Here is a 26176-nt window from a genome sequence, read left to right on the forward strand (position 1 = left end):
GGGGGGGGGCCCGGCCCGCCCCCCCCCCCCCCCCCCCCCCCCCCCCCCCCCCCCCCCCGCCGGTGGGGTGCCGTCCGGGCACCGCCCCCACAGCTACCGCTACGGCAGGTTGTGCACGTGCGGACCCACCGCGTTGGACCAGGCATTTCCTGCGGTTGCATCCCAGTTCGTGGACCAGGTCATGGCCCCGCGCAGGCTCGGGTAGGTCTTGGCCGGCTTGAACGAGCCGCAGCCGGTGCCCCGGGTCAGGCAGTCCAGGGCGTTGTTGACGACCGAGGGGGACACGTAGCCGCTGCCGGCGCCGCGGGTGGAGGCGGGCACGCCGATGCCGACCTGGGAGGGGTCGAGCCCGTTCTCCAGCTGGATGCAGGCCAGAGCCGTGAGGAAGTCCACCGAGCCCTGCGAGTAGACCTTGCCGTCGCAGCCGTTCATCGCGCCGCTGTTGTAGTACTGCATGTTGACGACGGTCAGGATGTCCTTGATGTTGAGTGCCGTCTTGAAGTAGGCGTTCGACGGGGACTGCATGTCGATGGTCTGCGGGGCCATCGTGATGACGAGCGAGGGCCCGGCCTTGGCGGACAGGGCGCGCAGGGCCTGCGTCATGTAGGTGGCGTTGAGGCCGTTCTCCAGGTCGATGTCGATCCCGGTGAACCCGTACTCCTGCATCAGCGCGTACGCCGAGTTCGCCAGGTTGGCCGCCGAGGCGGAGTCATTGACGGTGATGGTGCCCTTCTCGCCGCCGATGGAGAGGATCACCGACTTCCCGGCCTGCTTCTTCGCGGCGACGTCCGCTTTGAACTGCGCGACCGTGTAGCCGCCGAGTCCGGCCGAGTCCAGGTTGAAGGTGATCGCGCCGGGCGTGGCGGTGGCGTCGGCGAAGGAGACCGCGATGATGTCGTACTGGTTCGGCACGTCGGAGATCTTCTGGACGGCCGCGCCGTTGTTGAAGTTCTGCCAGTAGCCGGTCACGGCGTGCTTGGGCACCGCCGGGTTGCCGGGGTTGCCGCCGCCGGCCGTGGTGGTGCCGGTCACGACCGGCGACCGCGGCCCCTCGCCGGCTTCGTTGTACGCGCTGACCTGGAAGGCGTACGAGGTGCTGGGGGAGAGCCCGGTACGGGTCAGGGAGGTCCCGGGGACATCGGTGACCCGGACGTTGTCCTGGTAGAGCCGGTAGCCGGTGGCGCCCGGGACGGCGCTCCAGGACAGGGCGAGGGAGCTCGCGGTCGGGCTGCCCGCGGCCAGGCCGGCCGGTGCGCCCGGGATGGACGGGCCGGGGTCGGTCGGGCCGCCGCCGTCCGGGCCGAACACGCTGAAGTCGTCCACGGTGTACGCCGGCTGGCCGTACCAGCCGTGCGTGTACACGGTCACCTGCGTGGTGTTGGCGCCCGTGGTGAAGGTGGTCGACAGCTTGGTCCAGCCGCTGCCGCCGGGGGTCCAGGTGGACACGTCCTGGGTGCCGGTGCCGGTCACGCCCAGGTAGACGTACGAGCCCTGCACCCACTCGCTCAGCGTGTAAGTGGAGTTGGGCTTGACGGTGACGACCTGCGAGCAGCGGGCGTTGTCGGAGCCGGCCGGGGCGGCCTTGAGGGCGCCGGCGCCGCCGTGCACCGGCGAGGACACCGCGGTGCCGCTGCCGCTCGTACAGGTCCAGTGGGTCAGCCCGGACTCGAAGCCGCCGTTGCGGACGACGTTGACGTCGGCGGCGTGCGCGGTGCCGGTGGCCACGCCGGTGACGCCGGCCGCGACCAGGAGTCCGGCGGCGAGCAGGGGGAAGGAGGAGCGTATGGGGTTCCGGTTCACGGAGGCTCCAGGGTGGGGGGAGGAGGCTGGGATGCGGGGACGGGGGAGTGGGGATGGGGAGCGGCGACGGCGTGATGCGGGGATGGCCGGAGCCGCGGTGCGGCAACTGGCGCCGCCCGCACCCAAGTTGGTCCAGACCAATGCTTCTGTCAAGAGTGCGGACCCGCTCACCCGCGCCTTGCCGGAAGTGACCGGATTTGTTGCCGAATTGGCAGTGGTGAATCAGCCAACGACCGAAAAGCGGAATCAGGGGAAAAGAACAAGGCCCTGCCCGACGCCTTAAGACGCGGATAAGGTGCTGGGGCAGGAGGGCACAGCAGTGATCGTTTGCGGAAGCGCAGCTTCTGCGCGACCGCTGCGCACCGGGGTGAATGGGGGATTCACATGCCGATCGCCATCGCCGTGACCAGCGCCGATCTGGTGCTGCCCGCCGCCGACCGGCACACCCCCGACGCCGTCGCCCTCAGCTCCCCGCAGACCGCCGGACTGGAGGAGTCGCTGGCGGAGATGTCCGGGCTGCTGGAGCGCCACGGGTACGTGGTCGCGGTCCTCCCGTCCTTCCTTCCGGTGGCCTTCGCGCAGCGCCTGCACACCGTCCGGGCGATCCTGGAGAGTGACCGGATCGCACTCCTTGACATCGATCTGCCGCCGCTGGGCACCGCGTTGCTCGTCCGCCAGCTCCGGCAGCTGTCCGTCTGCGACTTCAGCCCCGGAGTGATCGCCTCCGCCGCCCGGCTGCTGTCCCACTACGTCTACGCGGGCGCCCTCCTCGGCTCCGTCGCCCGGCTCGACCGGGTCCCCGTCAGCCTCAAGAGTCACGCCAAGTCCTGGCTGCCCGGCAGCCAGTTCGCCGTGCTCGCCAACCCGCGCCCGCACCTGGCCCGGCTGGGCTCCGGACCGAAGACCGGACCGAAGACCGGCCCGAAGGACGGCCCGGGCGGGCACGGCGGTGGCAAGGGCCGGGCCGGGTCCCGCGGCAAGGCCCACGCCAAGGACGCCGGCGGCCCGGAACTGCCTCCCGGCCCCGACTTCGGCACCCACCTCACCTTCGCCCGCGGCCAGCTCGCCTCCGACTGGGTGGCCGCCGAACTCGCCCCCGCCTGGCAGGTGGGCGGCGTCCTCGAAGCGCCGCTGCCGTCCGACTCGGCCCGCTGGTGGGCCACGTCGCGGCTGGTGGAGTTCGCCGCCGCCATCCCCGACATCTCCGTCCTCTACCAGCTCGTCGCCTCCGTCCGGCGCGAACCCTGCCGCTGGTGCGGCCTGGAACTCATAGGCGACCGCTGCGGATTCTGCGCCGCACCGCTCGCCGCCCCCTTGTCCGCGCAGTCCACCCAGTCCGCCCAGTCCCCCCTGTCCACGAATCCGTGACCCCCGCGGCCCCGCCCGCGGGCAGCACCGGTTGATCGACGCAATCCGACGAACGGCGAGGTAGTCCGGTCCATGAACTCACGTCAGCGGCGCGGTGTGATCCTGCTCGTCCTGTCCGTGCTGTGTGCGCTCGGCGCCTTCGCCGGGGTCCTCACGGTGATCGGCGACGTCAACTCCAAGGTGGGACCCGAGGTCACCGCCTACCGGGTCAAGGACGACATCGCCCCGTTCAGCGAGCTCGACGAGGACGACTTCGTGAAGACCAGCATCCCGCGGCGCTGGCTCTCCGGCACCGCGATCACCGCCGACCTCGCCGGCGAACTCCGCGGCAAGACCGCCCTGACCACCCTGAAGGCCGGCTCCCTGCTGCAGAGCGACATGCTCGCCGAGATCCCCCGGCTCGGCCGGGACGAGCAGGAGATCGCCATCATGATCGACGCCTCGACGGGCGTCGCCGGCCGCATCCACCCCGGCGACCGGGTCAACATCATCGGCACCTTCAAGGGCACCACCCCGCTGAACTCGCAGGCCGTCACCCTCGTCACCAACGCCCGGGTGCTGACCGTCGGCACCCTCTCCGAGAATCGCCCCAAGAGCGGCATCCAGGGCCGCAAGGGCGACGAGCAGACCGTCCCGATCACCTTCGCCCTCGGCAACAAGGACAGCCAGCGCGTCTCGTACGCGGTCTCCTTCGCCGAACACGTCCGCCTGGCCCTGGTGGCGCCCGGCAGCAGGTCCACCGTGGCGCCGGACGACCGCCGCTACTCCCTCGACGGGGACAAGTGAGGCACGGATGAGCACCCGAATCCTCCCCGCGGTCGGCGACCCGGACGCCGCCCGCTCCATCACCACCCTCGTCGGCCAGCTCCCGGCCGCCGAGCCGGCCGCGCCGGTACCCGACTCCACCTCCCTCCTCGACACCCTGGCCCGGCTGGCCGCCGAATCCCTCGACGAGCTGCCCGAGGTGGTCCTCGTCCACGACCGGATCGGCCCGGTGCCCGCACTGGAGCTGATCCGCGAGGTCGCCCTCCGCTTCCCCGCGGTCGGCGTGGTCCTCGTGTCCGCGGACACCAGCCCCGGCCTGTTCTCCGCCGCCATGGACTCCGGCGCCCGCGGCCTGATCGGCCTGCCGCTGTCGTACGAGGAACTGGCCGCGCGGGTCCAGGCCGCCGCCCAGTGGTCCGCGGGCGTCCGCCGCCACCTGGGCCGCGGTGCGGACGTTTTCACCGGGCCCGGCGGCAAGGTGGTCACCGTCTCCGGCGCCAAGGGCGGGGTCGGCACCACCCTGACCGCCGTCCAGCTGGCCCTGGCCGCGGCCGCCTCGGGCCGCCGTACCGCCCTGGTCGACTTCGACCTCCAGGCCGGGGACGTCGCCTCCTACCTCGACGTCCAGTTCCGCCGCTCGGCCGCCGACCTCGCCGGCATCCAGGACATCACCCCCCGGGTCCTCCAGGACGCCGTGTACGACCACCCCGCCGGGCTCGCCCTGCTGCTGGCGCCCGCCGACGGCGAACGCGGCGAGGAGGTCGACGACCGGGCCGCCCGCCAGATCGTCAGCGCCCTGCGCAACCGCTACGAGCTGGTCGTCGTCGACTGCGGCACCCTCATGACCGGCGCGAACGCCGTCGCCGTCGAAATGGCGGACACGGCGGTCCTCGTCACCACCCCCGACGTGCTCGCCGTACGGGCCGTCAAGCGGATGGTGCGGATGTGGGAACGGCTCCAGGTGCGCAAGGCGGAGGAGACGGCCGTGCTCGTGAACCGCTGGACCAGGAACACCGAGATCCAGCCCGCGCTCATCGAGAGGATCACCAAGACGAAGGCGGCCCGGACCCCGGTCCCCGCCGCCTACAAGGAACTCCAGGGCGTCGTGGACGCCGGCCGCGTCCAGGACCTCGACAACAAGTCGACCGTCAAACAGGCCCTGTGGACCGTCGCCGGCGAACTCGGCCTCCTCAAGGGCACCGAGGAGCCCGCAGCCCCCGGCACCCCCGCCGCCCCGGCACTCCCCGCCCCCGGCCGCCGCCAGCTCGCCCTCCGCGCGGGCGGCGGCGACCGCGGCTCGGTCGGCCGCTGGTCCAAGAAGAAGGGGCAGTGATGGGGACGGCGGCGGCTCCGGGTCCGGGTCCGGGACCGGCTCCGGGTCCGGCTCCGGTCACGGTTCCGGTACCGGGCATACGGGCTGCCGCCCGGCGGGACCGGGGCTCGACCACGTTCGAATTCCTCGGGATGTTCCCGTACATCCTGCTGATCCTCGTACTGCTCTGGCAGTGCGTGATCATCGGCTACACCTTCAACCTGGCCGCCAACGCCGCCGACGAGGCAGCCCGCGCCGGCGCGGTCGGCGACAGCTGCGAGGCGGCCGCCCGCGAGCACATCGGCTCGGCCTGGGAGGTGACCGTGAACTGCGGCGGCGACCCCCTCACCGAAGCCACAGTGAGCCTCCGCATGCCCCTGGTGGCCCCCCAGCTCCTCAACATCGACGTCCCCATCAGAGCCAAGGCCGCCGCCGTGAACGAACGGACGGAGGACTGACATGCAGACCCTCGGCATCCGGCCCGAAGCGGACGTCCGGGCGGGGCAAATTCCAGCCCTCGGGCCCGCAGCCGACGTCCGGGCGGGCGAAATCCCGGCTCTCCGCCCCGCAGCCGACGTCCGGGCAGGGGAAAATCAAGCCCCGCCGGCGATTGAGGCGCGGGGTCCGGGGCAGAGCCCCGAAAACCCCGGCCCCCGACCCCGCACCCACGACCGCGGCCAGGTCGCCCTCGAATACCTCGCCTGGCTCCCCCTGCTCCTCCTCGTCGCCATGGCCGGCATCCAGGCCGGCCTCATCGGCTACGCCGCCCAGCAGGCCGGCACCGCCGCCCGCGCAGCCGCCCGCATGGACTCCCTCCACGGCGAAGGCGGCCAGGCCGCCGGCCACGCGGCCATCAGCGGCAGCCTCAGCCTGGAACTCAGCGGCGGCCCCGCAGGCGACCGGGTCACCTACACCGCAAAGATCCGCATCCCCACCGTCATGCCCGGCCTCGGCTCCATCGGCGACGTGACCCGCACCTCCACCATGCCCTACGACGGAGGACGCCCATGAGCCTGCGCGCCCGGGTCCACACCCAGGAGGACCACCACGCCCCCGGTGAGGACGGCCACCTCGTCACCTCCTACCGCGCCAAGCTGCTGGAGGAGATCGACCTCGCCGAGATGTCCGCGCTCGCCCCCGCCGAGCGCCGCGCCCGCCTCGAACGCGTCCTCGGCCACATCATCAGCCGCGAAGGCCCGGTCCTCTCCACCACCGAGCGCTCCCGCCTGATCCGCCGCGTCGTCGACGAGGCCCTCGGCCTCGGCGTCCTCGAACCGCTCCTCGAAGACGCCTCCATCTCCGAGATCATGGTCAACGGCCCCGACCACATCTACGTGGAACGCGCCGGCCGCGTCGAGCAGCTCCCGCTCCGCTTCGCCTCCCACGAGCAGCTGATGCAGACCATCGAACGCATCGTCTCCACCGTCAACCGCCGCGTGGACGAGGCAAATCCGATGGTCGACGCCCGCCTCCCCAGCGGCGAACGCGTCAACGTCATCATCCCGCCGCTCTCCCTGACCGGCGCCACCCTCACCATCCGCCGCTTCCCCCGCGCCTTCACCCTGCACGAGATGATCGGCCTCGGCTCCCTCGACGAGCAGATGCTGCTCCTGCTCTCCGGCCTCGTCCAGGCCAAGCTGAACGTGATCGTCTCCGGCGCCACCGGCACCGGCAAGACCACCCTCCTCAACGCCCTCTCCGGCCTCATCCCCGGCCACGAGCGGATCATCACCATCGAGGACTCCGCCGAACTCCAGCTCCAGCAGAACCACGTCATCCGCCTGGAGTCACGCCCGCCGAACGTCGAGGGCAAGGGCCGCATCACCATCCGCGACCTGGTCCGCAACTCCCTCCGGATGCGCCCCGACCGCATCATCGTCGGCGAGGTCCGCGGCGGCGAGACCCTCGACATGCTCCAGGCCATGTCCACCGGCCACGACGGCTCCCTCGCCACCGTCCACGCCAACAGCGCCGAGGACGCCCTGCTCCGCCTCCAGACCCTCGCCTCCATGTCCGAGGTCGAGGTCCCCTTCGAGGCCCTCCAGGACCAGATCAACAGCGCCGTCCACGTCGTCGTCCAGCTCACCCGCTTCGCCGACGGCTCCCGCCGCATCACCGAGATCGCCATCCTTGACTCGCACGGCCGCGAACCGTTCCGGATCATCACCGTCTGCCGGTACGTCGCCCAGCCGATGGCCGCCGACGGCCGGGTCTACGGCCACTTCGAGTACTTCCCGCTGCCGCGCCGCATCGCCGAGCGGCTCTACATGAACAACCAGCCGCTCCCGCAGGCCTTCGGCGTCGCCGCCTCCGACGACCTGCTCGCCACCCGCAGCCTCACCCGCTAGCCGCCACCCCCTCGCCCACCGGCCCCGACCGACCCGACCGACCCGACCGACCCGACCGACCCGACCGGACCCGGTCGCCCCCGCCCCGCCCCGACGCAGGAAGCCGACACCGCCATGAACAACCTGGTGCTCCTCACCCTGGGAGCCACCCTCCTCGGGTGCCTCCTCGTGGTCCTGGGCGTGCACGCGTACACGAAGGGCCGGGCCGAGCGCGCCGCCCTCATCGACCGGCTCTCCGCCGCCGCCACCGCCGAGCCCCCCGGCCGCCGGCGCCGCTTCCGGGGCCTGGACCGCCGGCTGCGCCGCACCGCCCTCGGCCGCCGCATCGAGCGCAAGCTCGCCACCACCGGCCTCGACCTCACCCCCGGCGAGTTCTTCGTGTACGTCCTCGCCGGCGTCGCCGGGATCTGGCTGCTCGCCGCCTCCCTCCTCGCCTCCTTCTTCGGCCCGGTCGCCGGCCTGATCGGCCTGTGGGCCTCGAACGCGTTCCTCAACTGGCAACGGGCCAAGCGGACCGAGAAGTTCATCAACCAGCTCCCCGAGCTGTCCCGGATCCTCGCCAACGCCACCCAGGCCGGGCTGGCCCTCCGTACCGCCATCGGGCTGGCCGCCGAGGAACTGGAGGCCCCCGCCGGCGAGGAACTGGCCCGGGTCTCCCACAGCCTGGCCGTCGGCCGCTCCATCGACGACGCCCTCGCCGAGCTGACCGAGCGCCTGCCCTCCCGCGAGCTGGTCGTCCTCGTCTCCACCCTGGTCCTGTCCAACCGGGCCGGCGGCGCCATCGTCGGCTCCCTGCGCAACCTCACCGTCACGCTGGAGCAGCGCAAGGAGACCCGGCGCGAGGTGAAGACCCAGCTGTCCCAGGTCACGGTGACGGCGTACGCGATCCCCGTGATCGGGGTCGGCTCGCTGCTGCTGGTGGACGCGGTGCTGCCGGGCGCGCTGGACCGGATGACCGGCGCGTTCATCGGCCAGACCGCCGTGATCGTCGCCATCGGCCTGTACACCCTCGGCTTCGCCCTGATCCGCCGCCTGTCCAAGATCGACGTCTGACCGTGGACGCACCGCCCGGGCACGCCGCCCGCCTCCGCCGCCCGAGTCCCGGTCCGGGCCCGAGTCCGAGTCCACGCCCGAGTCCCAGCCCGAGTTCCAGCCCGAGGGGAACGCTCCGCCGATGACCACCGCTCTGCTGCTCGCCCTGGCGATGGGCCTGTGCGTCTTCGGCGCCTTCCACGGCGTCCGGATGTACCGGGCCGACGCCAAGCTCCCCGCAGACCTCGCGCTCGCCCTGGAGATCGGCGCCACCCGCACCACCGCCGTCGGCTCCCTCGTCGACCGGCTCGGCATCCGCTGGGCCCCCACCGTGCTGCGCCTGATGGGCCCCAAGCGGGTCGACCGCAAGCGCAAGCAGATCGACATGGCCGGCAACCCGCACGGCCTCACCCTCGACCGCTACGCCGCCCGCCGCGCGGTGTACGGCTTCCTGGGCGCCTTCGGCGCGCTCGCCATGCTGATGCGCGGACAGCTGGTCCTGGCCCTCCTCATGGTCGCGTTCGGGCTGTTCTGGATCGAGGTCGGCCTGTGGTCCGCGATCCGGGTCCGCCGCGACCACATCGAACGCACCCTGCCCGACTTCCTCGACGTACTCGCCGTGGTCGTCAGCGCCGGCCTCGGCTTCCGGCAGGCCCTGGAGCGCGTCGCCGAGAAGTACGACGGACCCTGGGCGGACGAGATCCGCATCACCCTGCGCCAGATGGACATGGGCGTCAGCCGCCGCCAGGCCTTCGACGAGCTCCGCCGCCGCAACGACTCCGAACAGGTCGCCCAGTTCGTCACCGCCCTCCAGCAGGGCGAGGAACTCGGCTCCCCGATCGTCGAAACCCTCATCCAGATCGCCGACGACATGCGCCGCACCGACGCCCAGAACGCCCGCCGCCGAGCCGCCCGAGCCGTCCCCAAAGCGACCTTCGCCGTCACCACCTTCATGCTCCCCGGCACCCTCATCCTCCTCATCGTCGGCTTCGTCTACGGCACGGACGTCGACCTCGACACGTTCACGGCGGGCTGATCGGCATGGCGACAGCTGCGGACCCGGCGGCGGCGACGGCGGCGGGGCAAAATCAAGCCCCGCCGGCGTCTGAGGCGCGGGGTCCGGGGCGGAGCCCCGGGAAGCCGAGGGGCGGAGCCCCGGCCCCCACCCTCGCGCTCCAGCTGAACGCCCTCCAGGCCCTCACCCGCCAGGTCTTCGCCTTCAGACTCGCCATGACCGCCCTCGGCACCCCGTTCGCCCTGGGCCGCACAGAACCCGGCCCCGCCACCTGGCTCGTAGGATCCGCAGTCCTCGCCGTCTTCATGGGCTCCTACGTCCTCTTCCGGGACTGGGACCGCTTCGGCCGCTACCTCCTGCGCCACCCCTGGGTCCTGGCGGTCGACATGCTCTTCGGCACCCTCCTCCTGATCACCGCCACCCCCGAATCCCCCCTCGGCTTCCTCTGCGTCTGCACCCCCCTCCTCGCCGGCCTCGTCTACGGCTGGCGCGGCTCGGCCCTGTACGCCGCCGCCCAGGCCCTGATCGTCGCCGGGGTCCACGCGGTGGACCCGGCCCTCGAACCGTCCGCCACCGCCGCCGTCATGCTGCCCTGCCTGTGCCTGCTCGCCGGCGCCGTCGGCGTCTGCCTGCGCAACCTCATGTTCCGCTTCGGCGCCGCCGGCCAGGCCCTCACCGAAACCCGCGCCCGCCTCGCCGTCGCCGAGGCCGTCCACGCCGAACGAGCCCGCCTCGCCCGCGAGATGCACGACTCCGTCGCCAAGACCCTGCACGGCCTCGCCCTCGCCGCCGACGGCCTCACCGCCTCCGCGGCCGCCGGCACCCCCGACCCGGCCGCCCTCCGCGCCCAGGCCAAACTTGTCGCGCACGCCGCCCGCCGCGCGGCCGCCGAATCCCGCGACCTGCTCGCGGACCTCCGCCGCGACCTCGACGCCCCCGGCGTCGACCTCAACGCCGAACTGGCCGCCCGTACCGCCGACTTCACCGCCCGCACCGGACTCCGCGCGGAACTCCACCCGCTGCCCGGCACCGGCACCGACGCGGACGCGGACGCGCGTACGGCCGGGGGCGCGGGCAGCACCGGCGCGGTCTCGGGCACGGACTCGGGCGCGGAGGCCCCCGCCGCCCTCCCCGTCGTCCCGCCGGCCGTCGCCCGCCACCTGCTGGCCGTCACCGACGAGGCCCTGGAGAACGCCCACCGCCACGCCGGCGCCACCGCCGTCACGGTCGAGGCCGGCACCGTCGACGGCCGTCTGCTCCGCCTCACCGTCCGCGACGACGGCCGCGGCCTGCCGCCCGGCACCGCCCTCGACACCATCGACCCGCTCGAACCTCTCGTCCCCCTTGAACCTCTCGTCCGCACCGGCCACTTCGGCCTCCTCGGCATGACCGAACGGGCCGCCGCCATAGGAGCCGCCCTCCGCATCGGCCCGCCCGCACCCCGCTCGGGCACCGGCGCGGGCCCGGCCCCGTACGCCCGCCCGGCCCGCGGCCCCGGCACGGAGGTGACGGTCGACCTCCCGCTGGCCGCCCTGGCCCTCCCCTGACCCCGACTCACCCACACCACCCCACCCCACCCGGAAGGAGGCCGCACCATGCCGGCTGCGGCATTCCCCGACTCCACCACCGCCCCCCTCCGCGTCCTGATCGTCGACGACAACTTCGTCGTACGCGCCGGCCTGAGCGCCCTGCTCGGCGGCCGCGCCGACATCGAGGTCGCGGGCGAGGCCGCCGACGGCCGGGAAGCCCTCGCCCTGGCCCGCACCCGCCGCCCGGACGTGGTGCTCCTCGACGTCCGCATGCCCGGCGTCGACGGCATCGCCGCCCTCCCGCACCTCGCGGCGATCGCCCCCGTCGTGATGCTGACGTACAGCCGTGAGGACGACGTCGTACGCGAAGCACTGCGCCGCGGCGCAGGCGGCTACCTGGTGCACGGCGAGTTCACCGCGGACGGACTCGTCACGGCCGTCCACGACGTCCGCCACGGCCGCGCCCACCTCACGACCTCGGCCGCCACCGCCCTCGTCCACCACGTCCGCAGCCGCCCCCCGGAGCCGGCCCGGCCGCCACTCCCGGACGGCCTGGGCAACGTGCCCGGTCCACTCCCCGGGATTCCGACGCAAACCCCTTCGCACACGCAACCCCGTATGGCACTCTCTTCAGAGCAGACGCGCAACCACGTGGGATTCGGGCTGAGTTCGCGGGAGGTGGAGGTCATGGATCTGATCGCATCCGGAATGAGCAACCAGCAGATCGCCGACACCTGCTTCATCAGCCAGAAGACGGTGAAGAACCACATCAACCGCATCTTCGCCAAGCTGCACAGCGCCACCCGCAGCGAGGCCATCGCCCTCTGGCTCGGCACGTCCCGCCGCCCCGCGCAGGGGGTGGCCGGCCATGCGTGAACACCGTTCCCCTTGGGCCCCGGGTTGGGCCCAGGGACCCTGGGTATGGCTGAGGCCGTGGACCTACCGTGCGACGGTCGGCAGCGACACCAGACCTGGAGGAGTACCCCATGCTCAAGGCGACTGCGCGCGTGCACAGCTGGGCGAACACGACCGTCTCGTCCCTGAGGCGCCGGTACGCGGCAACGGACCGGGGGCAGACGGCGTTCGAATACTTGGGGATCATCCTGGTGGTGGTGGCGATCGTGGGCGCGATCGCGGCGTCGGGGATCGGCGGGGCGATTTCGAGCCGGATCAGCAGCCTCGTCGGGTCCATCACGTCGGGCTGATGCCAGGCAATTCAAACCGTGACCGAGGGCAGGCTTTCCCCATCTACATGTGGATGGTGGCGAGCCTGCTCTTTGTTGCGCTTGCCTTCTTTGCCGTTGGCCAGGCGGGGGCCGCTCGGAACAACGCACAGGGTGCAGCCGACGCGGCGGCGCTGGCGGGCGCCCAGAAGATCCGGGACACAGTGCCGTGGAGCAATCTGGGAGACCTGAAGTGGGAGGACTGGGAAGACATCCTCGACGGCAGAGGTCTGAGGGCTGAGGGAGCATGCACGGCCGCCTCCGCCTTCGCCGCTGAGAACCAGGCTGTGGTTCAGGAGTGCGATGCCTTGCCTGTCGAAGTCTGGGTCCGTGTGCAGAACGCGAAAGGCCTTGGCAGATCCGTGGTTCCCGGAGTGAGCTCCACGAAGGCCACTGCCCAGGCCGCAGCCGAGGTCAAGCCTCGCTGTCACCTTGGTCCGAAGCCGGACGATCCGCCGGACCCGGGTGACGACGATCCGGCGGACGGCGTCCTTCCGCCCTTCGAGATCAGGTGCACGGGGAAGACCATTCACTTCGATCCTCTCAACCCAGGTGTGTGGAAGGACCTTTCCCGCACTCTGTTCACCGTGCAGCTGGTCGACTGACCGCGGATGACAAGACAAGGAAGCGCGTACATGAGCATTCGGTCCACAAAGAAGGCCCGACAGGGAGTGGCAGCAGCAGTGAGCGCGGCGGCACTTCTTCTCGCCGTGACCGGATGCGGCGAGAATGACAAACCTGAGTCGAGCGCCAAGCCACCCGGCAGCTCTGCTCCGAAGAAGCAGGAATCGACGAATCAGCCGTCGACGGCTGGGGGCCAGGACGCGCCCGTGGAGGTGCTGGCGGAGATCAAAGGATCAGGCGGCGCGGTTCTCGCCGTCAATGAGGTGAAGCGCGACGCGGGCGGATTCCTGACGGTAAGCGGCACCATCCGCAATGACAGCAAGCTCTATGTCAACCCCCAGCCTTGGGCTGGCATCGAGGTTGAGGTCGTCACCAAGAACCCGAACTCGGTGGCGGGAGCGACTCTGGTGGACCAGGTTGGCAAGAAGCGCTATTACATCTTGCGGGATACGGACGGGCGGTGCCTGTGCACGACCGGTCTCACCACCTTCCAACCGGGCAAGTCGCAGAGCTTCTTCATGCAATTCCCAGCCCCCCCCGAAGGTACGAACGAGGTCGACTTCACCCTCCCCACCTTCGCCACCGCCACCCTCAAGATCTCCGGCTGAGGTGACGACCCCATGACCGACCACACGCCCCCACGCCTGGTCACCGTCACCCTCGCCGCCGCGGTCCTGATCACCGGCGCCCACATCTTCGGTGCCACCGCCGCCCGCGCCGACGAGACGCCGAGCGTGCCGCCCGGGACGGAACCCTCCGCGTCCGCCCCCGTGCCCATCGACTCCAACTCGCCCGGTCTCAAGCTCCCGCAGGGCGCCACCCTGGCCGCCCCCAAGGTGCTCGACATCGCGCAGGTCGTCGAAGACCTCGGCGGCGAGGAACGGCGCCAGGACACCAACGAGACCGTGATGCTCGCGCTCCAGGCCGAGGTCCTGTTCCCCAAGAACAGCGCCCAGCTCAACGCGCAGGCCAACTCCCGCATCCAGGCCATCGCCTCCGAGATCAACAAGGCGAAGGCCACCAAGGTCCGCGTCTTCGGCTTCACCGACAACCTCGGCACGTACGAACACGGCAAGGTGCTCTCCAAGCAGCGCGCCGACGCCGTCCAGCGCGAACTCGCCAAGACCCTCAGCCCCGGCATCACCTTCGACATCCGCGGCTACAGCGAGGACTACCCCATCGCCGACAACGCCACCGAAGAAGGCCGCATGAAGAACCGACGCGTGGAGATCTCCTTCCCCCGCGGCGCACAGTAGCGAAGCGGTACGCAGGAGCCGACCGCCGGCACGCGGACCCGCGACCGGACCCTCACACGCAGGGTTCCACCGCGGGTTCGCCGCTGTGGGGGAGGAGGGCGAGGGCCATCTCGCGCGCTTGGTCGGCCGGTTCGCGGCCCGGGGTGAGGGCGGCGACGACCGTGGCGCCCTCGACCAGGATGAGCAGGCGGTCCGCCAGTCCGGCGGCGCCGGCTGCGGCGGCCACCTCGCCGAGCAGGTCGCGCAGCCGGGCCTTGTGGCCGCGGATGACGGCCAGCACCGGTTCCGGGGCGGCCTCGCCCAGCTCTCCGTACGTGTTCAGGAAGGCGCAGCCGCGGAAGTCCGGCTCGGCGAACCAGTCCGCGAGCCAGTCGAAGACCGCCGCCACCCGGTCGCCGGCGGCGGCCGTCTCGACGCGGGCGCGCAGGCTCGCCGTCCAGCGCTCGTCCCGGCGCTCCAGGTACGCCGCGACCAGGGATTCCTTGGACGGGAAGATCCGGTACAGGCGCTTCAGCGGGACCTCGGAGGCGGTCCGGATCCTGTCCATGCCGACGGCCTGCACGCCGTGTGCGTAGAACAGCTCCTCCGCCGTGTCCAGGACCCGGGTCCGTGTCTCTTCTTCGTCTGTCGCTGCCATGCCCCCATTATGACTTGCGCCGAGAACGATCGTTCTCCTACCGTGGGCGGGGTGCTGGAGAACGACCGTTCTCCGCTGTCCCTCTCCACGGCAGGAGCAGCTCATGACCACGCCCGCCACCCGCCCGCCCCTTCCCCCCTTCACCGAGGAGACCGCCCGCGCCAAGGTGCAGGCCGCCGAGGACGCCTGGAACAGCCGGGACCCCGAGCGGGTGGCCCTCGCGTACACGGAGGACTCGCAGTGGCGCAACCGCGACCGCTTCCTCACCGGCCGCGAGGAGATCCGCGCCTTCCTCGCCGAGAAGTGGTCCCGCGAACTCGACTACCGCCTCCGCAAGGACCTGTGGTCGTACACCGGCAACCGCATCTCCGTGCGCTTCGAGTACGAATGGCACGACGCGGCCGGCCAGTGGTGGCGCAGCCACGGCAACGAGCAGTGGGAGTTCGCCCCCGACGGCCTGATGTCCCGCCGCGAAGCGAGCATCAACGACATCCCCATCAGCGCGTCGGACCGTCGACTCTGAGCGGGCGTCGCCCTACCGTGGGGCCGGGTTTACGAGTCGAGGAGGCGTGGCGGCGATGACCGACTTCGTTCTGGTGTCCGGTGGGCATACCGGCGGGTGGATCTGGCGGGAAGTGGCCGAGCGGCTGCGCGCGGCGGGGGCCGTTCCCCATGCGGCGACGCTCACCGGGTTGGGGGACCGCCGCCATCTCGCCGGGCCGGCCACCGATCTGGACACGCACATCGAGGACCTGGTCCAGCTCATCGACCACATCGACGCGCCGCAGGTGGTGCTGGTCGGGCACTGCTACGGGATGTTCCCCGTCACCGGCGCGGCCGACCGCCGTGCCGACCGCATCGCGCACGTCATCGCCGTCGATACGGGCCACCCCCGCGACGGCGCCTCGGTCGCCGGCCTGCTGCCGGAGGGGCACCCGGCCGCCGTCCGCGTCCACGAGCGGATCGCCACCGCGGCCGACGGCTGGCGGATCCCGCCCCCGCCGCCGGAGGACCACGTCATCTGGGGCAGCACGGCCGGGATTTCGGAACCCGACCTGACCCGCATGATGCGCCTGGCCGCACCCCAGCCCGCCGGCACCCTCACCCGGCCGCTCCGCCTGACCGGCGCCGCGGCCCACGTCCCCTCAAGTGCGGTGTTCTGCACGGAGAACGGCCTGAGCACCGACGCCGTCGAACAGCTCCTGGCCGCGGGCGACCCCACCGCAAGAGCCCTCGCCGCCCCCGACACCCGCTACTTCGACCTCCCCACCGGCCACTGGCCGATGCTGTCGGCCCCGGCGGAACTGGCCGGCGTACTCCTCGAAGCGGCGGCCGGCGGCGGCCGCAAGCTCGTCTGAAACGCCGAAGGCCCGGGCTTCTGGGAAGCCCGGGCCTTCGCACGGAGCAGGGGTGACAGGAGTCGAACCTGCGACATGCGGTTTTGGAGACCGCCGCTCTGGCCATCTGAGCTACACCCCTCCGGCGATCACACCTTCGCACACCGACGGGGCGCCGGGCCAGCACATTTCGTGCAGGTCACCATGCAGCCACCGCGCAGGTCACGGGTGCGGTCACCGCGCCGGCCGAAGCGCACGTCACCGCACCGCGCCCCCGTCCGGCAGGCTGCCGTAGCGTTCCATGCGCTGCCAGCGCAGGCGGGAGCCGGAGAGGGCCGTGAAGACGGACTGGATGACGACCAGGTACATCAGCTGGCGGTAGACGAACTGCTGGAGCGGCAGGCTCCACAGGGGGCCCGGGCGCTCGCCGTCGAGGCGGAACGCGTACAGGCCCATCAGGAGCTGGAGGACGAGGAAGGCCGTCCACAGGCCCAGGATCCGGACCGGGTCCAGGAACACCAGGCCGTACAGGGCGAACACGTCCACCACCGGCGCCAGCAGTGGCAGCAGCACCTGGAACAGCATCAGGTACGTCAGGCCCCGCCGGCCGAGCTTGCCCGACTGGCCGCCCTGCACCACCGCGCCGCGGTGCTTCCACATGGCCTGCAGGGTGCCGTAGCACCAGCGGTAGCGCTGCTTCCACAGTGCGCCGAGCGAGGCGGGCGCCTCCGTCCACGCCGTCGCGCGCTCTTCGTACACCACCCGCCAGCCGGACCGGCACAGCGCCATGGTCAGGTCGGTGTCCTCGGCGAGCGTCGCGTCGCTGACGCCGCCGACCGCGAGCAGCGCCGACCGGCGGAAGCCGCCCACCGCGCCCGGTACGGTCGGCATGCACTGGGCGAGGTCGAACAGGCGCCGGTCCAGGTTGAAGCCGACGACGTACTCGATGTGCTGCCAGCGGCCCAGCAGGCCGCCCCGGTTGACCACCTTCGCGTTGCCGGACACCGCGCCGACCGCCGGGTCGGCGAACGGCTGGACCAGCATCCGTACGGCGTCCGGCTCGAAGACGGTGTCACCGTCGACCATCACCAGCAGTTCGTACGAGGCCGCCGCGATGCCCGTGTTGAGGGCCGCAGGCTTGCCCGCGTTCGCCTGCCGGATGACCCGTACGCCGGGCAGCGCGAGGGCCTCGACCAGATCGGCCGTGCCGTCGGATGAGCCGTCGTCCACGACGATCACCTCGACTGGGTGGTCGGAGGCGACCAGCGACCGCACGGCCGCCTCGATTCCCGCGCTCTCGTTGTACGCGGGCACGATCACGGTCACCGGTTCGGTGACGGGCGGCCCCCACGGCCCGCGCCGCCGCAGCCGGACGTGCCGGCGGGCCGCCGCGAACACCGCGACCGCGCGCAGCAGGGCGAGCGCGCCGGCCGCCCACAGCAGCCAGGTCAGGACGTCCAGCGCCAGGTCGGTGCTGCGCAGCGCGGTCACCATGGCCTTGCCCTGCCAGGCGTGCGCACCGGCCGCGGGCCGTTCGGCGGCCGGCAGGTCGACGGCCTCGCCGACGGTGGCGAACCGGTATCCGGCCGCCTTGAGCCGGGGCACCAGCAGGCCGAGCGCCTCGACGGTCTGGGAGCGGTCGCCGCCGGCGTCGTGCAGCAGGACGATCTGGCCGGCGCCGCCCGTGGGAGTGGCGTTGGCGGCGATCTTCTCGGCGCCGGGGCGGCGCCAGTCCTGGCTGTCGAGGGTGGTCAGGACGGTGAGGTAGCCCTCCTGGCCGGCCTGCTCGACGGCCCGCCAGTCGACGTCGTCGAGGGCCTGGTTGGAGGAGGAGTACGGGGGCCGCATCAGGGTGGTGGTGACACCGGTGGCCCCGACGATGGCGAGCTGCGTCTGCCGCAGCTCCAGGGACCGCCGCCAGCCGGGGGCCCGGCCGAGGTGGGTGTGGGTGAAGGAGTGCACGCCGATCTGGTGGCCCTCGTCGACGATCCGCCGGGCCAGCCCGGGGTGCTCGGCGACCCGGGTGCCGACGGTGAAGAAGGTCGCCTTCACGCCCTCCCGGCGCAGCACGTCCAGCACCTTCGGCGTCCAGACCGGGTCCGGACCGTCGTCGAAGGTCAGCGCGATCGTACGGGCGGCGGGCCGCGCTGTCCGCGCTCCGTCGGCCGCGATCACCGGCCCGCCGCTGAGCACCTTCGCGGGCACCCGCCCCGCCGCACCCCCACCGGTATCGGCCCCGTCGGCGGTGCTGTCGAACATGTGCCGCGAGTACCCCTGGAGCAGCAGCCCGGCACAGAGGGTGAGCACGAGCGTGGCGAGCAGCAGCCAGTGCGTACGGGGGGTGACGCCACGACCGGACCGGTGCCGGGCGGCAGCCGGGGCGGGCGCGCGATGGAGGGGGCTGTGCAAGGGGGTACCTGCCTGATGGGATTGCGGGGCTTTCCAGCCCCGCCGGGGAGAAGTCCGGCCCCGCCGGGGGAAAGTCCGGCCCCGCCCGCGTTTGAGGCACGGGGTACGGGGCGGAGCGGTGGGGCGGCCAAAACCAGCCCCGCCGGCGTTTGAGGCGCGGGGTGCGGGGCGGAGCCCCGGAGCGGTGGGACGAGCCCCGGAGCGGTGGGGCGGCCGGGCGGCGGGCGCCGGACGATCCAGCCCCGCCGGCGTGTGAGGCGAAGACCTACGGCCGGGCCGACGGCTTGCGCGCCTGCCCCGGCGGAGTCCCCGCCCCCCGCCCCGGCTTGGCCGGCAGCAAGGTCGGCCCGGCGCTGGGCCCTGGCCCGACGGTGGGCGCGGACGTGGCCGTCGCCCCCGCGTCCGGCGAGGCCCCGCCGCCCGCCGACGGCGTGGCCGCCCGCCGCGACGGCGCGGGCCCGTCCGTCACGGAACGGTCCGGGACCGGCTCGGCCGCGGGCCGCTCCGCCCCGCCCGTGCCGGGCAGACCGGCGTTCGGCGCGCCGAACTCCTCCGTCTTCGCCGGTACCGCCCGTCGCTCGGCCTTCGGCGCCGGCAGGAACGGCGCGTCGAGCGTCGGCCCCCCGAGCAGCGTGCTGACGAGGACGACGACGTACGCGGCGGCGGGCACCACCAGCAGCCGCCCGATCCGCCGGACCCTCCGCTGCCGCCGCCCGGACGCGTCCACGAACACGGGCCGCTCCGGCTCCCCGCCCGCCGCCGGCCCGTGCGCCCCGGCCCCGTCGAAGGCCGCCAGCGCGTAGTCCGGCACGTCCCCGCCGAGGGGTGGTGCGTACACCGGGGAGCCGGGCGCCGGGGTGGCGGCGGCCGCGGTGACCACCGGTATCGGCAGGGTGTCCGGGTCCAGGGACCGGTCCTGGTCGTGCTGGTCCCGTTCCGGGGCGGAAAGCGGTGGCTGCATGGTGGGAGGCCTCTGTCTTCGGGGGTCGCGGCCGGGCGGCGGCCGGACCGGGGACCGGACCGCCGGGGCGGGCGGCCGGACGTGTCGGGGACGGTACGGGCGGACCGCCGGGGCGTACGGGACGCCCCGGCGCTTCCTCAGCGGGCGGCTGCCGGGTCCGGCGCGCGCCCCTTGGCGGCCGGCGCGGGCCGGTGGCCGGGCAGGTCGGCCGGCTTGGTGCGCGCGGGGTGCGGACGGGCGGCGGGACGGGTCGGTTTCGGGTGGGCGGGCTTGGTGTGGCCGGGCTTGGGGCGCGCCGGCCGGTCGGGCTTCGGGTGCGAGGGACGGTTCGGGCGGTCGGGCCGCTCGCCGTGTTCCCGTTTGCCGGGCGTCGGGCGGCTGCCGGGCCGGCCGTCCGGGCGGGTGGCCTCCGGGCGGGGTGTGGTCGGCGTGCCGGACGGGGCCGGGCCGGCGGACGCGCCGGCTCCGCCGAGGACGGGCGCGCAGTAGCCCGGCACCCGGTCCGCGCCGCCGGCGGCGGCGACCAGCGGGGCGTACCGGTCCGCGGCGACCGCATCGGCCCCGCGTTCCTCCCGCCCGTACCGCCGGCACAGCTCGTCGAGGTCAGAGGACCGGGCCCCGGTCTCCGGGAGCAGCCCGTCCGGCGCGCGCCGCAGGGCCGGGCCGCTGGCCGACGGCGAGGGCCGTACGCCGTCGGGCCCGGACGCGGGTCCGGTGATGCCGGGCAGGGTGCCGGTGCCGGCCGCGAGGGCGAAGCCGCCGAGCGCGGTGCCGGCCGCGACCGCGACCGCCGCCTTCGCGCTCAGGAGCTGCGCCAGCGCTGCCACGAGCATCGGCCGCCTCCGGGTTTCTCGTACGGGTGTTACGGGTAGGGAAGTTGCGGCAGTTTCCTGCGCGGAGCCGGAAACGGTGCCCGAGACGTGTGCGCGGAACGCGGCCAGGGCGGCCCGCTGCCCGGGCAGTTCCCCGTCGGCGGCCGCGGGCGCGGCTGCGGCGGAGAGCAGTCCGGCGAGGCCTTCGTGGCCGTCCGCCGCGCCGACCCCGTGCCCGCCGAGCAGCTGCTCGGCCGTGTCGTGGTCGATCCGGCGGGATCGGTTGCTACTCATCTCAAGCCCTTCAGCGTCGTGCCGTCGGCCGGTGTCACTCTTTCGGCGGGATTTTTTTCCGACGGTCCGACAGGTCCGTCCGGCGTCCCCGGCAGCGGGTGCTTCTCGACCAGCCGGGCCAGCTTCCGCAGCCCCCGGTGGGCCGCCATGCGTACGGCACCCGGACGTTTGCCGAGCACCTGGGCGGTGGTCGTCGCATCCAGGTCCAGCACCACCCGCAGCAGCACGGCCTCCGCCTGGTCCTGCGGCAGCCGGGCGATCAGCGCGAGGGCGGCCGACGTGCCGGCCCCGGCGAGGACGGTGCCCTCCGTGTCGTCGCCGGACGCCCGGTCGAGCAGTTCCTCCAGCGGGACGCTGCCCGCCGGCCGACGCCGTCTGGACCGCAGGAGGTCCATGGCCCGGTTGCGCGCGATGGTCGCCGTCCAGCCACGGAAACCATCGAAATCCCCCTGAAAACCGCCCAGATCGCGGGCGATCTGCAGCCATGCCTCGGAAGCGACGTCCTCGGCGTCCGCTCCCACCAGCACCGTCAGGTAGCGCAGCAACCCCGGCTGCACCGCCCGGAAAACCTGCTCAAAGGCCCCCTCGTCGCCCTGCTGGGCCGCTCTCAACTGCCCGGACAAGTCCTCCGGAGCCCGCTGCTGCGGCACCCCCGGACCCTCCGGCTCCCCCACGTCGGCGCTGCCGACCTCCTCCGGAAACTGCACCGGGACATGATGCGCCATGGGGGTGACGCGGGCGTGCCGGACGATGCCCGCCGTGCACCCCCGCCCCCTTGCCCCCTTCCCGCCCCGCGGCCATACTCCTGCCCCAGCGCGCATGTCAGGAACACGCCAAACCTGACGGGCGCCTCACCGACCCCGGACACCCACCGGGGACCGCCCCTCTCCGAGGAGGACTTCGTGAGGAACACGCGCACCGCCACCCCCGCCCGCCGGGCCGCCGCCTTCGCGGCGGTCGCCACCGGACTCGCCGCCGTCACCGCCCTCGTCCTGCCGGCCGCCCAGGCCGCTGCCCCCCGCGCGTACGGCGCCGAGCAGCTCGCGCGGGTCGACCGGGCCGTTCTGGCCACCGACGTCGGCGGCATCGCCTGGCACGTGGACCGCGCCACCGGCACGGTCGCCGTGACCGCCGACAGTACGGTCACCGACGCCGGCCTCGCCCGGATCCGCAAGGCCGCCGGCGACGGCGCGGGCGCCCTGCGCATCACCCGCACCCCCGGCACGTTCACCCGCCTGCTCGGCCCCGGCGACGCCATCTACGGCAGCGGCTACCGCTGCTCCGTCGCGTTCAACGTGGTCAAGGGTGGCACGTACTCGTTCCTGACCGCCGGACACTGCGGCAACGTCGTCAAGACCTGGTACACCAACTCCGCCCAGAGCACCCTCATCGGCGCCACCACCGGCTCCAGCTTCCCGGGCAACGACTACGCCATCGTCCGCTACGACAACCCCGCGATCAGCCACCCCGGCGGCTACACGGCGGCCGACGCGTACGTGGGCGAACCGGTCAAGCGCAGCGGCTCCACCACCGGCACCAAGAGCGGCACCGTCACCGGCCTGAACGTGACCGTCCGCTACAGCGGCGGCGGCACCGTCCGCGGCATGATCCAGACCAACGTCTGCGCGGAGCCCGGCGACTCCGGCGGTGCCCTCTACGACGGCACCAAGGCCCTCGGCATCACCTCCGGCGGCAGCGGCAACTGCAGCGTCGGCGGCACGACCTTCTACCAGCCGGTCCCCGAAGCCCTGTCCAAGTACGGGGTCTCCCTGCTCTGACCTGCGGTGATCACGGCCGGTCGGGGGTCGGACCCCCGACCGGCACCAGGTTCCCCGCCCCGGTGATCCGCGCCCGGACGCCGGTGCGGAGCCAGCCGTCCGACGTGAAGGCTTCCGCGCCCGCGCCCCGGTAGTAGCCGCGCACCGTGGCCGGGCCGCGGGCGAGGAGCTCGCCGGGCTCGTCCACGGGCGCGTCCGTGCCGTCCGGGCCGACCACCCGGAGCTCGTCGTCGCAGGTGAGCGGGCGGCCCCGGGTCGTCAGGGCGACCTCGGCGGGGTCGCCGGGGCGGGTGAGCGTGACCGGCCCCTCCGGCAGGGCGAACACCTGCTGCAGCACGCCGCCGACGCGCTCGGCCGTCGCCCGGTCCAGCGGCCCCGTGCCGCCGACCTGCACGAGGCGCGGCCCGTCCGCACCGGCCCGCCCGGCCGGATCCGCATCGAGCCACCCGGGTACGTCCCCGGCGCCGAGCGCGACCACGGTGACGCGCTCCGCGCCCGCCGGGAGCGCGCCCGCCGTGCCCTCCCCGCCGCCCGCATCCCCGGGCAGCACCACCGTCGCCCCGACCGACAGCGCCCCCACGATCCCGGGGCACCCCAGCGCGAACACCGACGCGGCGGGCGACGCGGCCAGGTACACGTCCTCCCCGGTCAGCCCCGAGGCCTCCGCCGCCGCCCGCACCTGATGCGCGAAGTCGTTGTGCGTACGCGGGACCAGCCGCTGCCCGTCGTCCGAAGGCAGCAGGAACGCCACCCGGCCGGCGCTCCGCACCGGCGCCGGTCCCGGCGGCGAGTCGACGGTGTCCAGCGGGAAGTAGTGGCAGCCCGCCGGGTCCGTCGACACCCCGCCGTACGGGGACGCGCTCCCGGGCGGCTCGTACGTGAAGACCCGCCGCAGGAACGGTTCGTGGGCCGCGATGCCCTCCAGCACCGGCCGCAGCTCGGCACCCCCGTACGCCGCCGGACCGACGTACCCGACGGCCTGCGTGGCCGTCACCACCGGCGGCAGCACCTCGGCGGGCGCCCGCCCCGGCAGCGGTACCGGCCCCGGCAGCAGCACCGGCACCGCCCCCGCCCGCACCAGCGCGAACACGACGGTGACGAACTCCGGTACGTCCGGCAACTGCACCACCACCCGCGCCCCGGCCTGGATCCCGCGCAAGCGGAACCCGGCGGCCAGCCGGTCCACACGCCGGTTCAGCTGCGCGTACGTGAGCCGGTCCGCGCCGTGGACGAGCGCGGTGCGCGGCCCGTACGCCAGGCACCAGCCGCGCAGCAGCTCGTCCAGCGTGGCGCCGCGCCAGTGCCCGGCCGCCCAGTAGCGGTCGGCGAACGCCTCCGGCCAGGGCGTACCGCCGTCGGTCGTGGCTGCCATGTCGTCTCCCCGATCCCCCGATGACCGGATCGACCCTCGGCGGTCGCCCGCCCCGTCCACAAGGCGCGCGACCGACCAGGGATGCGGCCGCCCCTCGGCAGAACGTCCAAGACCACGCGGAAGCGGAATGCTCAGCCGGTGGCGCCCGAGGCGAAGGCCAGTACCCCCGGAACGGCCTCGCGGAGGGTGCCGAAGTGCCGGTGCACGCCCGGTACCGCGGTGTCGGCGTTCACGCCCCACACCGTCATTCCGGCCCGCAGCCCCGCCCGTACCCCGGACGGCGCGTCCTCGACGACCAGGCAGTCCTCCGGCGCGGCCCCCAGCAGGGCGGCGGCCCGCAGGTACGGGACGGGCGAGGGCTTGCCCTCCACCACGGCCGCCGCGTCGACCAGCACGTCCGGAACCGGAAGCCCGGTCCGGGCGAACCGGCCGCGCACCCGGTGCTCGTAGTTCGACGTCACCAGCGCCCACGCCCCGGCCGGCAGCCCGTGCAGCAGCTCCGCCGCGCCGTCGAAGGCCGCGTACACGCCGGACCGGACGTCCTCGTCCTCCAGCTCGTGCAGCAGCGCCAGGCACTCCTGCGGATCGCGACCGGGAGCCACCTGCCCGAAGGTCTCCACCGGCCGTGGCCGCAGGGCCACTTCGTACACAGCGTCCCCGTCCAGCCCGTACCGCTTGGCCCAACCAGCCCACACCCGGCGCTGGTTGGCCCCGGCGTCGATGAGGGTGCCGTCGACGTCGAACAGGACGTACTTCGTGCGGCCGGGCCGCGCTGCTTCGCTGATCACGCGGATGATCATGCCAACGGCCTTGCGGGGGAGGGGTGTCGGGGGCCGGGTGGGAAAACGGAGTGGCGGCGGGTGTCCGACCGGGTGATCATGCCCGCATGACTGAGCAGCAGCCCGAGCGCTGGACCGAGGCGACCGTGTACCCCGACATGTGGGCGGACCCGGACAAGGACCCCCGCAACGTCCACGGCACCGGCCCGGAGCCGGAGGGCGAGCGCGCCACGCTGGAGCAGTTCCTCTCCGACTACCGCCTCACCCTCCGCATGAAGTGCGAGGGCCTGGACGCGGAGCAGCTCGCCCGCCGCTCGGTCCCGCCGTCGACGATGTCCCTCCTCGGCATGATCCGCCACCTCGCCGAGGTCGAGCGCGACTGGCGCAACTGGCTCGTCGACGCCGACGCCACCCCCGAGCCGAAGCTGTACGGCCCGAAGGACGCGGACTTCCTCGACGCGACGGCCGACCAGGTGATGGTGGACACCGCCTTCGCCGACCTCGCCCGCGAACAGGCCGCCACGGACGCCGCGCTGGCCGCCTTCGACGACCTCTCCGCCCGCGTCGGCAAGGACCGCATCGCCATCCGCGAACTGATGGTCCACCGCATCGACGAATACGCCCGCCACGCGGGCCACGCGGACCTGCTCCGCGAGTGCGTGGACGGGCGGGTGGGGCAGTAAGGGCGTTCGCAGGCCGGGGTCAGCCGCTGACGGCCGCCACCAGGAAGACGGGGTAGAGCACACCGAGGCTCCCGGCGACCAGGCCGACGGTGGACTTCACCCGGTTCAGCTTGGTGACCAGGCCGATCACACCGAAGGTGACCGCGAGGCTCCCGGCCAGCAGCGGGAACGCGATGCCGGTGTGGCCGGCGAGCGCGGCGGTGATCAGGGCGACGACGCCGAAGAACACGGAGACGGGTCCGAAGAGACTGGCCGGACTGCCGTCGGCGGATCCGGAGGTCATGTCGGGTCCCCTAGCTCTTGCACGCCGGTGTCCTGCTGCGCAGGTACGGAATATGCCCGCGCGGCCATGCTATCCGGGGAGCCGCGGCGATCCGGTGGGCGGGTGCAGTGCCTGCACCCGCCCCACCGGCGCGTCTAGAGCAGATGGTCGGCCTTGCCGGCCTTGATGTCGCGGATGAGCTGGCGGAGGGCTTCGGTGGTGTCGGTCAGGGGGCGGTCCTCCTGGCCGGCGACGGCGATGTAGCTGTTGCCGTCTCCGTCCATGCCGATGCGGTAGCAGCTCGCTCCCTCGCCGCAGAAGGGGTCTTCCCACTGAATCTCGGACATGGCTTGTCTCCTCGACTGTTCAGAGCAGGTGGTCGGCTTTCCCGGCCTTGATGTCGCGGATGAGCTGGCGCAGGGCTTCGGTGGTGTCCGACAGCGGGCGGTCTTCCTGCCCGGCGACGGCGATGTAGCTGTTGCCGGCGGTGTCGACGCCGATGCGGTAGCAGGCGCTCGCTTCGGCGCAGAAGGGCTCTTCCCACGTGATGTCAGGCATTGCGTTCCCTCAGAGTTCTCGG

Annotated in this window: 29 protein-coding genes and 1 tRNA gene; 18 read left to right on the forward strand and 12 right to left on the reverse strand. The window is 73.2% G+C overall.

Annotated features, from left to right (window positions below; all coding sequences use genetic code 11):
- Positions 1-99 precede the first annotated feature (99 nt).
- The gene (locus LG634_RS35325) at positions 100-1767 is read right to left on the reverse strand and encodes a chitinase (protein ID WP_226740338.1); all 1668 of its coding nucleotides are present in this window, start codon (positions 1765-1767) and stop codon (positions 100-102) included.
- 417 nt (positions 1768-2184) lie between these two features.
- Between LG634_RS35325 and LG634_RS35330 the strand changes: the two genes are divergently transcribed.
- The 14 genes from LG634_RS35330 to LG634_RS35395 all read left to right on the forward strand — a co-directional run bounded on the left by LG634_RS35330 (position 2185) and on the right by LG634_RS35395 (position 14272).
- A complete protein-coding gene (locus LG634_RS35330; RefSeq protein WP_226740281.1) occupies positions 2185-3168 on the forward strand; it encodes a hypothetical protein in 984 nt (327 codons plus the stop codon).
- Positions 3169-3240: 72 nt separating this feature from the next.
- Positions 3241-3954 (forward strand): Flp pilus assembly protein CpaB, encoded by a 714-nt coding sequence (gene cpaB / locus LG634_RS35335; RefSeq protein WP_226740283.1) that lies wholly within the window; start codon positions 3241-3243, stop codon positions 3952-3954.
- Between the two features lie 7 nt (positions 3955-3961).
- Positions 3962-5266 carry a CpaE/TadZ family protein gene (locus LG634_RS35340; protein ID WP_226740285.1) on the forward strand — a complete coding sequence of 435 codons (1305 nt, stop codon included), beginning with the start codon at positions 3962-3964 and terminating at the stop codon, positions 5264-5266.
- A gap of 131 nt (positions 5267-5397) precedes the next feature.
- On the forward strand, positions 5398-5703 hold the full coding sequence (locus LG634_RS35345; RefSeq protein WP_226740287.1) for a septum formation initiator: 306 nt from the start codon (positions 5398-5400) through the stop codon (positions 5701-5703).
- A gap of 1 nt (position 5704) precedes the next feature.
- Positions 5705-6256: a TadE/TadG family type IV pilus assembly protein gene (locus LG634_RS38375; protein WP_308072747.1), complete on the forward strand. Its 552-nt coding sequence runs from the start codon at positions 5705-5707 to the stop codon at positions 6254-6256.
- The gene (locus LG634_RS35355; protein WP_226740290.1) at positions 6253-7593 is read left to right on the forward strand and encodes a TadA family conjugal transfer-associated ATPase; all 1341 of its coding nucleotides are present in this window, start codon (positions 6253-6255) and stop codon (positions 7591-7593) included. The genes LG634_RS38375 and LG634_RS35355 overlap by 4 nt, the downstream gene beginning before the upstream one ends.
- Positions 7594-7707: 114 nt before the next feature.
- Positions 7708-8646, forward strand: coding sequence for a type II secretion system F family protein (locus LG634_RS35360; RefSeq protein ID WP_226740292.1), 939 nt, complete (start codon positions 7708-7710; stop codon positions 8644-8646).
- A 121-nt stretch (positions 8647-8767) separates the two neighbouring features.
- The gene (locus LG634_RS35365) at positions 8768-9661 is read left to right on the forward strand and encodes a DUF5936 domain-containing protein (protein WP_226740294.1); all 894 of its coding nucleotides are present in this window, start codon (positions 8768-8770) and stop codon (positions 9659-9661) included.
- A 5-nt stretch (positions 9662-9666) separates the two neighbouring features.
- Positions 9667-11187 carry a sensor histidine kinase gene (locus LG634_RS35370; RefSeq protein ID WP_226740297.1) on the forward strand — a complete coding sequence of 507 codons (1521 nt, stop codon included), beginning with the start codon at positions 9667-9669 and terminating at the stop codon, positions 11185-11187.
- 48 nt (positions 11188-11235) lie between these two features.
- Positions 11236-12045 carry a response regulator transcription factor gene (locus tag LG634_RS35375; protein WP_226740299.1) on the forward strand — a complete coding sequence of 270 codons (810 nt, stop codon included), beginning with the start codon at positions 11236-11238 and terminating at the stop codon, positions 12043-12045.
- A 110-nt stretch (positions 12046-12155) separates the two neighbouring features.
- Complete coding sequence (locus tag LG634_RS35380; protein ID WP_226740301.1) at positions 12156-12374, forward strand: Flp family type IVb pilin; 219 nt, start codon at positions 12156-12158, stop codon at positions 12372-12374.
- A complete protein-coding gene (locus LG634_RS35385; RefSeq protein WP_226740303.1) occupies positions 12374-12997 on the forward strand; it encodes a pilus assembly protein TadG-related protein in 624 nt (207 codons plus the stop codon). Before LG634_RS35380 ends, LG634_RS35385 begins: the two co-directional genes overlap by 1 nt.
- A 30-nt stretch (positions 12998-13027) precedes the next feature.
- Positions 13028-13624 carry a DUF3426 domain-containing protein gene (locus tag LG634_RS35390; protein ID WP_226740305.1) on the forward strand — a complete coding sequence of 199 codons (597 nt, stop codon included), beginning with the start codon at positions 13028-13030 and terminating at the stop codon, positions 13622-13624.
- A gap of 12 nt (positions 13625-13636) precedes the next feature.
- A complete protein-coding gene (locus LG634_RS35395) occupies positions 13637-14272 on the forward strand; it encodes an OmpA family protein (protein WP_226740307.1) in 636 nt (211 codons plus the stop codon).
- 52 nt (positions 14273-14324) lie between these two features.
- On the opposite strand, the gene LG634_RS35400 is transcribed toward LG634_RS35395, so the two are convergent.
- Positions 14325-14909: a TetR/AcrR family transcriptional regulator gene (locus tag LG634_RS35400; protein WP_226740309.1), complete on the reverse strand. Its 585-nt coding sequence runs from the start codon at positions 14907-14909 to the stop codon at positions 14325-14327.
- A gap of 103 nt (positions 14910-15012) precedes the next feature.
- Between LG634_RS35400 and LG634_RS35405 the strand changes: the two genes are divergently transcribed.
- Together LG634_RS35405 and LG634_RS35410 are read left to right on the forward strand one after the other, a co-directional pair.
- The gene (locus LG634_RS35405; protein WP_226740311.1) at positions 15013-15432 is read left to right on the forward strand and encodes a nuclear transport factor 2 family protein; all 420 of its coding nucleotides are present in this window, start codon (positions 15013-15015) and stop codon (positions 15430-15432) included.
- A 55-nt stretch (positions 15433-15487) separates the two neighbouring features.
- Positions 15488-16267: an alpha/beta fold hydrolase gene (locus tag LG634_RS35410; RefSeq protein WP_226740313.1), complete on the forward strand. Its 780-nt coding sequence runs from the start codon at positions 15488-15490 to the stop codon at positions 16265-16267.
- A gap of 47 nt (positions 16268-16314) precedes the next feature.
- On the opposite strand, the gene LG634_RS35415 is transcribed toward LG634_RS35410, so the two are convergent.
- The 5 genes from LG634_RS35415 to LG634_RS35435 all read right to left on the reverse strand — a co-directional run bounded on the left by LG634_RS35415 (position 16315) and on the right by LG634_RS35435 (position 21372).
- Positions 16315-16388 (reverse strand) — tRNA-Trp (locus LG634_RS35415).
- A gap of 116 nt (positions 16389-16504) precedes the next feature.
- The gene (locus LG634_RS35420) at positions 16505-18655 is read right to left on the reverse strand and encodes a bifunctional polysaccharide deacetylase/glycosyltransferase family 2 protein (RefSeq protein ID WP_226740316.1); all 2151 of its coding nucleotides are present in this window, start codon (positions 18653-18655) and stop codon (positions 16505-16507) included.
- 265 nt (positions 18656-18920) lie between these two features.
- On the reverse strand, positions 18921-19616 hold the full coding sequence (locus tag LG634_RS35425) for a hypothetical protein (RefSeq protein WP_226740318.1): 696 nt from the start codon (positions 19614-19616) through the stop codon (positions 18921-18923).
- Positions 19617-19753: 137 nt separating this feature from the next.
- The gene (locus LG634_RS35430; RefSeq protein WP_226740320.1) at positions 19754-20722 is read right to left on the reverse strand and encodes a hypothetical protein; all 969 of its coding nucleotides are present in this window, start codon (positions 20720-20722) and stop codon (positions 19754-19756) included.
- Complete coding sequence (locus LG634_RS35435; protein ID WP_226740322.1) at positions 20719-21372, reverse strand: RNA polymerase sigma factor; 654 nt, start codon at positions 21370-21372, stop codon at positions 20719-20721. The genes LG634_RS35430 and LG634_RS35435 overlap by 4 nt, the downstream gene beginning before the upstream one ends.
- A gap of 252 nt (positions 21373-21624) precedes the next feature.
- Here LG634_RS35435 and LG634_RS35440 point away from each other — a divergent pair, with 252 nt between their 5' ends.
- Complete coding sequence (locus tag LG634_RS35440) at positions 21625-22500, forward strand: S1 family peptidase (protein WP_226740324.1); 876 nt, start codon at positions 21625-21627, stop codon at positions 22498-22500.
- 10 nt (positions 22501-22510) lie between these two features.
- Here LG634_RS35440 and LG634_RS35445 read toward each other — a convergent pair whose 3' ends face one another.
- Positions 22511-23872: an AMP-binding protein gene (locus LG634_RS35445; protein ID WP_226740326.1), complete on the reverse strand. Its 1362-nt coding sequence runs from the start codon at positions 23870-23872 to the stop codon at positions 22511-22513.
- Positions 23873-24003: 131 nt separating this feature from the next.
- On the reverse strand, positions 24004-24660 hold the full coding sequence (locus tag LG634_RS35450) for an HAD-IA family hydrolase (protein WP_226740328.1): 657 nt from the start codon (positions 24658-24660) through the stop codon (positions 24004-24006).
- A 98-nt stretch (positions 24661-24758) separates the two neighbouring features.
- Here LG634_RS35450 and LG634_RS35455 point away from each other — a divergent pair, with 98 nt between their 5' ends.
- Positions 24759-25334, forward strand: coding sequence for a mycothiol transferase (locus LG634_RS35455; RefSeq protein ID WP_226740330.1), 576 nt, complete (start codon positions 24759-24761; stop codon positions 25332-25334).
- Positions 25335-25353: 19 nt separating this feature from the next.
- Here LG634_RS35455 and LG634_RS35460 read toward each other — a convergent pair whose 3' ends face one another.
- The 3 genes from LG634_RS35460 to LG634_RS35470 form a co-directional block, all read right to left on the reverse strand.
- Complete coding sequence (locus LG634_RS35460) at positions 25354-25617, reverse strand: hypothetical protein (protein WP_226740332.1); 264 nt, start codon at positions 25615-25617, stop codon at positions 25354-25356.
- Positions 25618-25751: 134 nt separating this feature from the next.
- Positions 25752-25943 (reverse strand): hypothetical protein, encoded by a 192-nt coding sequence (locus LG634_RS35465; protein ID WP_226740334.1) that lies wholly within the window; start codon positions 25941-25943, stop codon positions 25752-25754.
- A gap of 19 nt (positions 25944-25962) precedes the next feature.
- Entirely contained in the window at positions 25963-26154 is a 192-nt protein-coding gene (locus tag LG634_RS35470; RefSeq protein ID WP_226740336.1) for a hypothetical protein, read from the reverse strand.
- Positions 26155-26176 lie beyond the last annotated feature (22 nt).

It is taken from the genome of Streptomyces bambusae (genome assembly GCF_020532645.1).
Lineage (GTDB): Bacteria > Actinomycetota > Actinomycetes > Streptomycetales > Streptomycetaceae > Streptomyces > Streptomyces bambusae.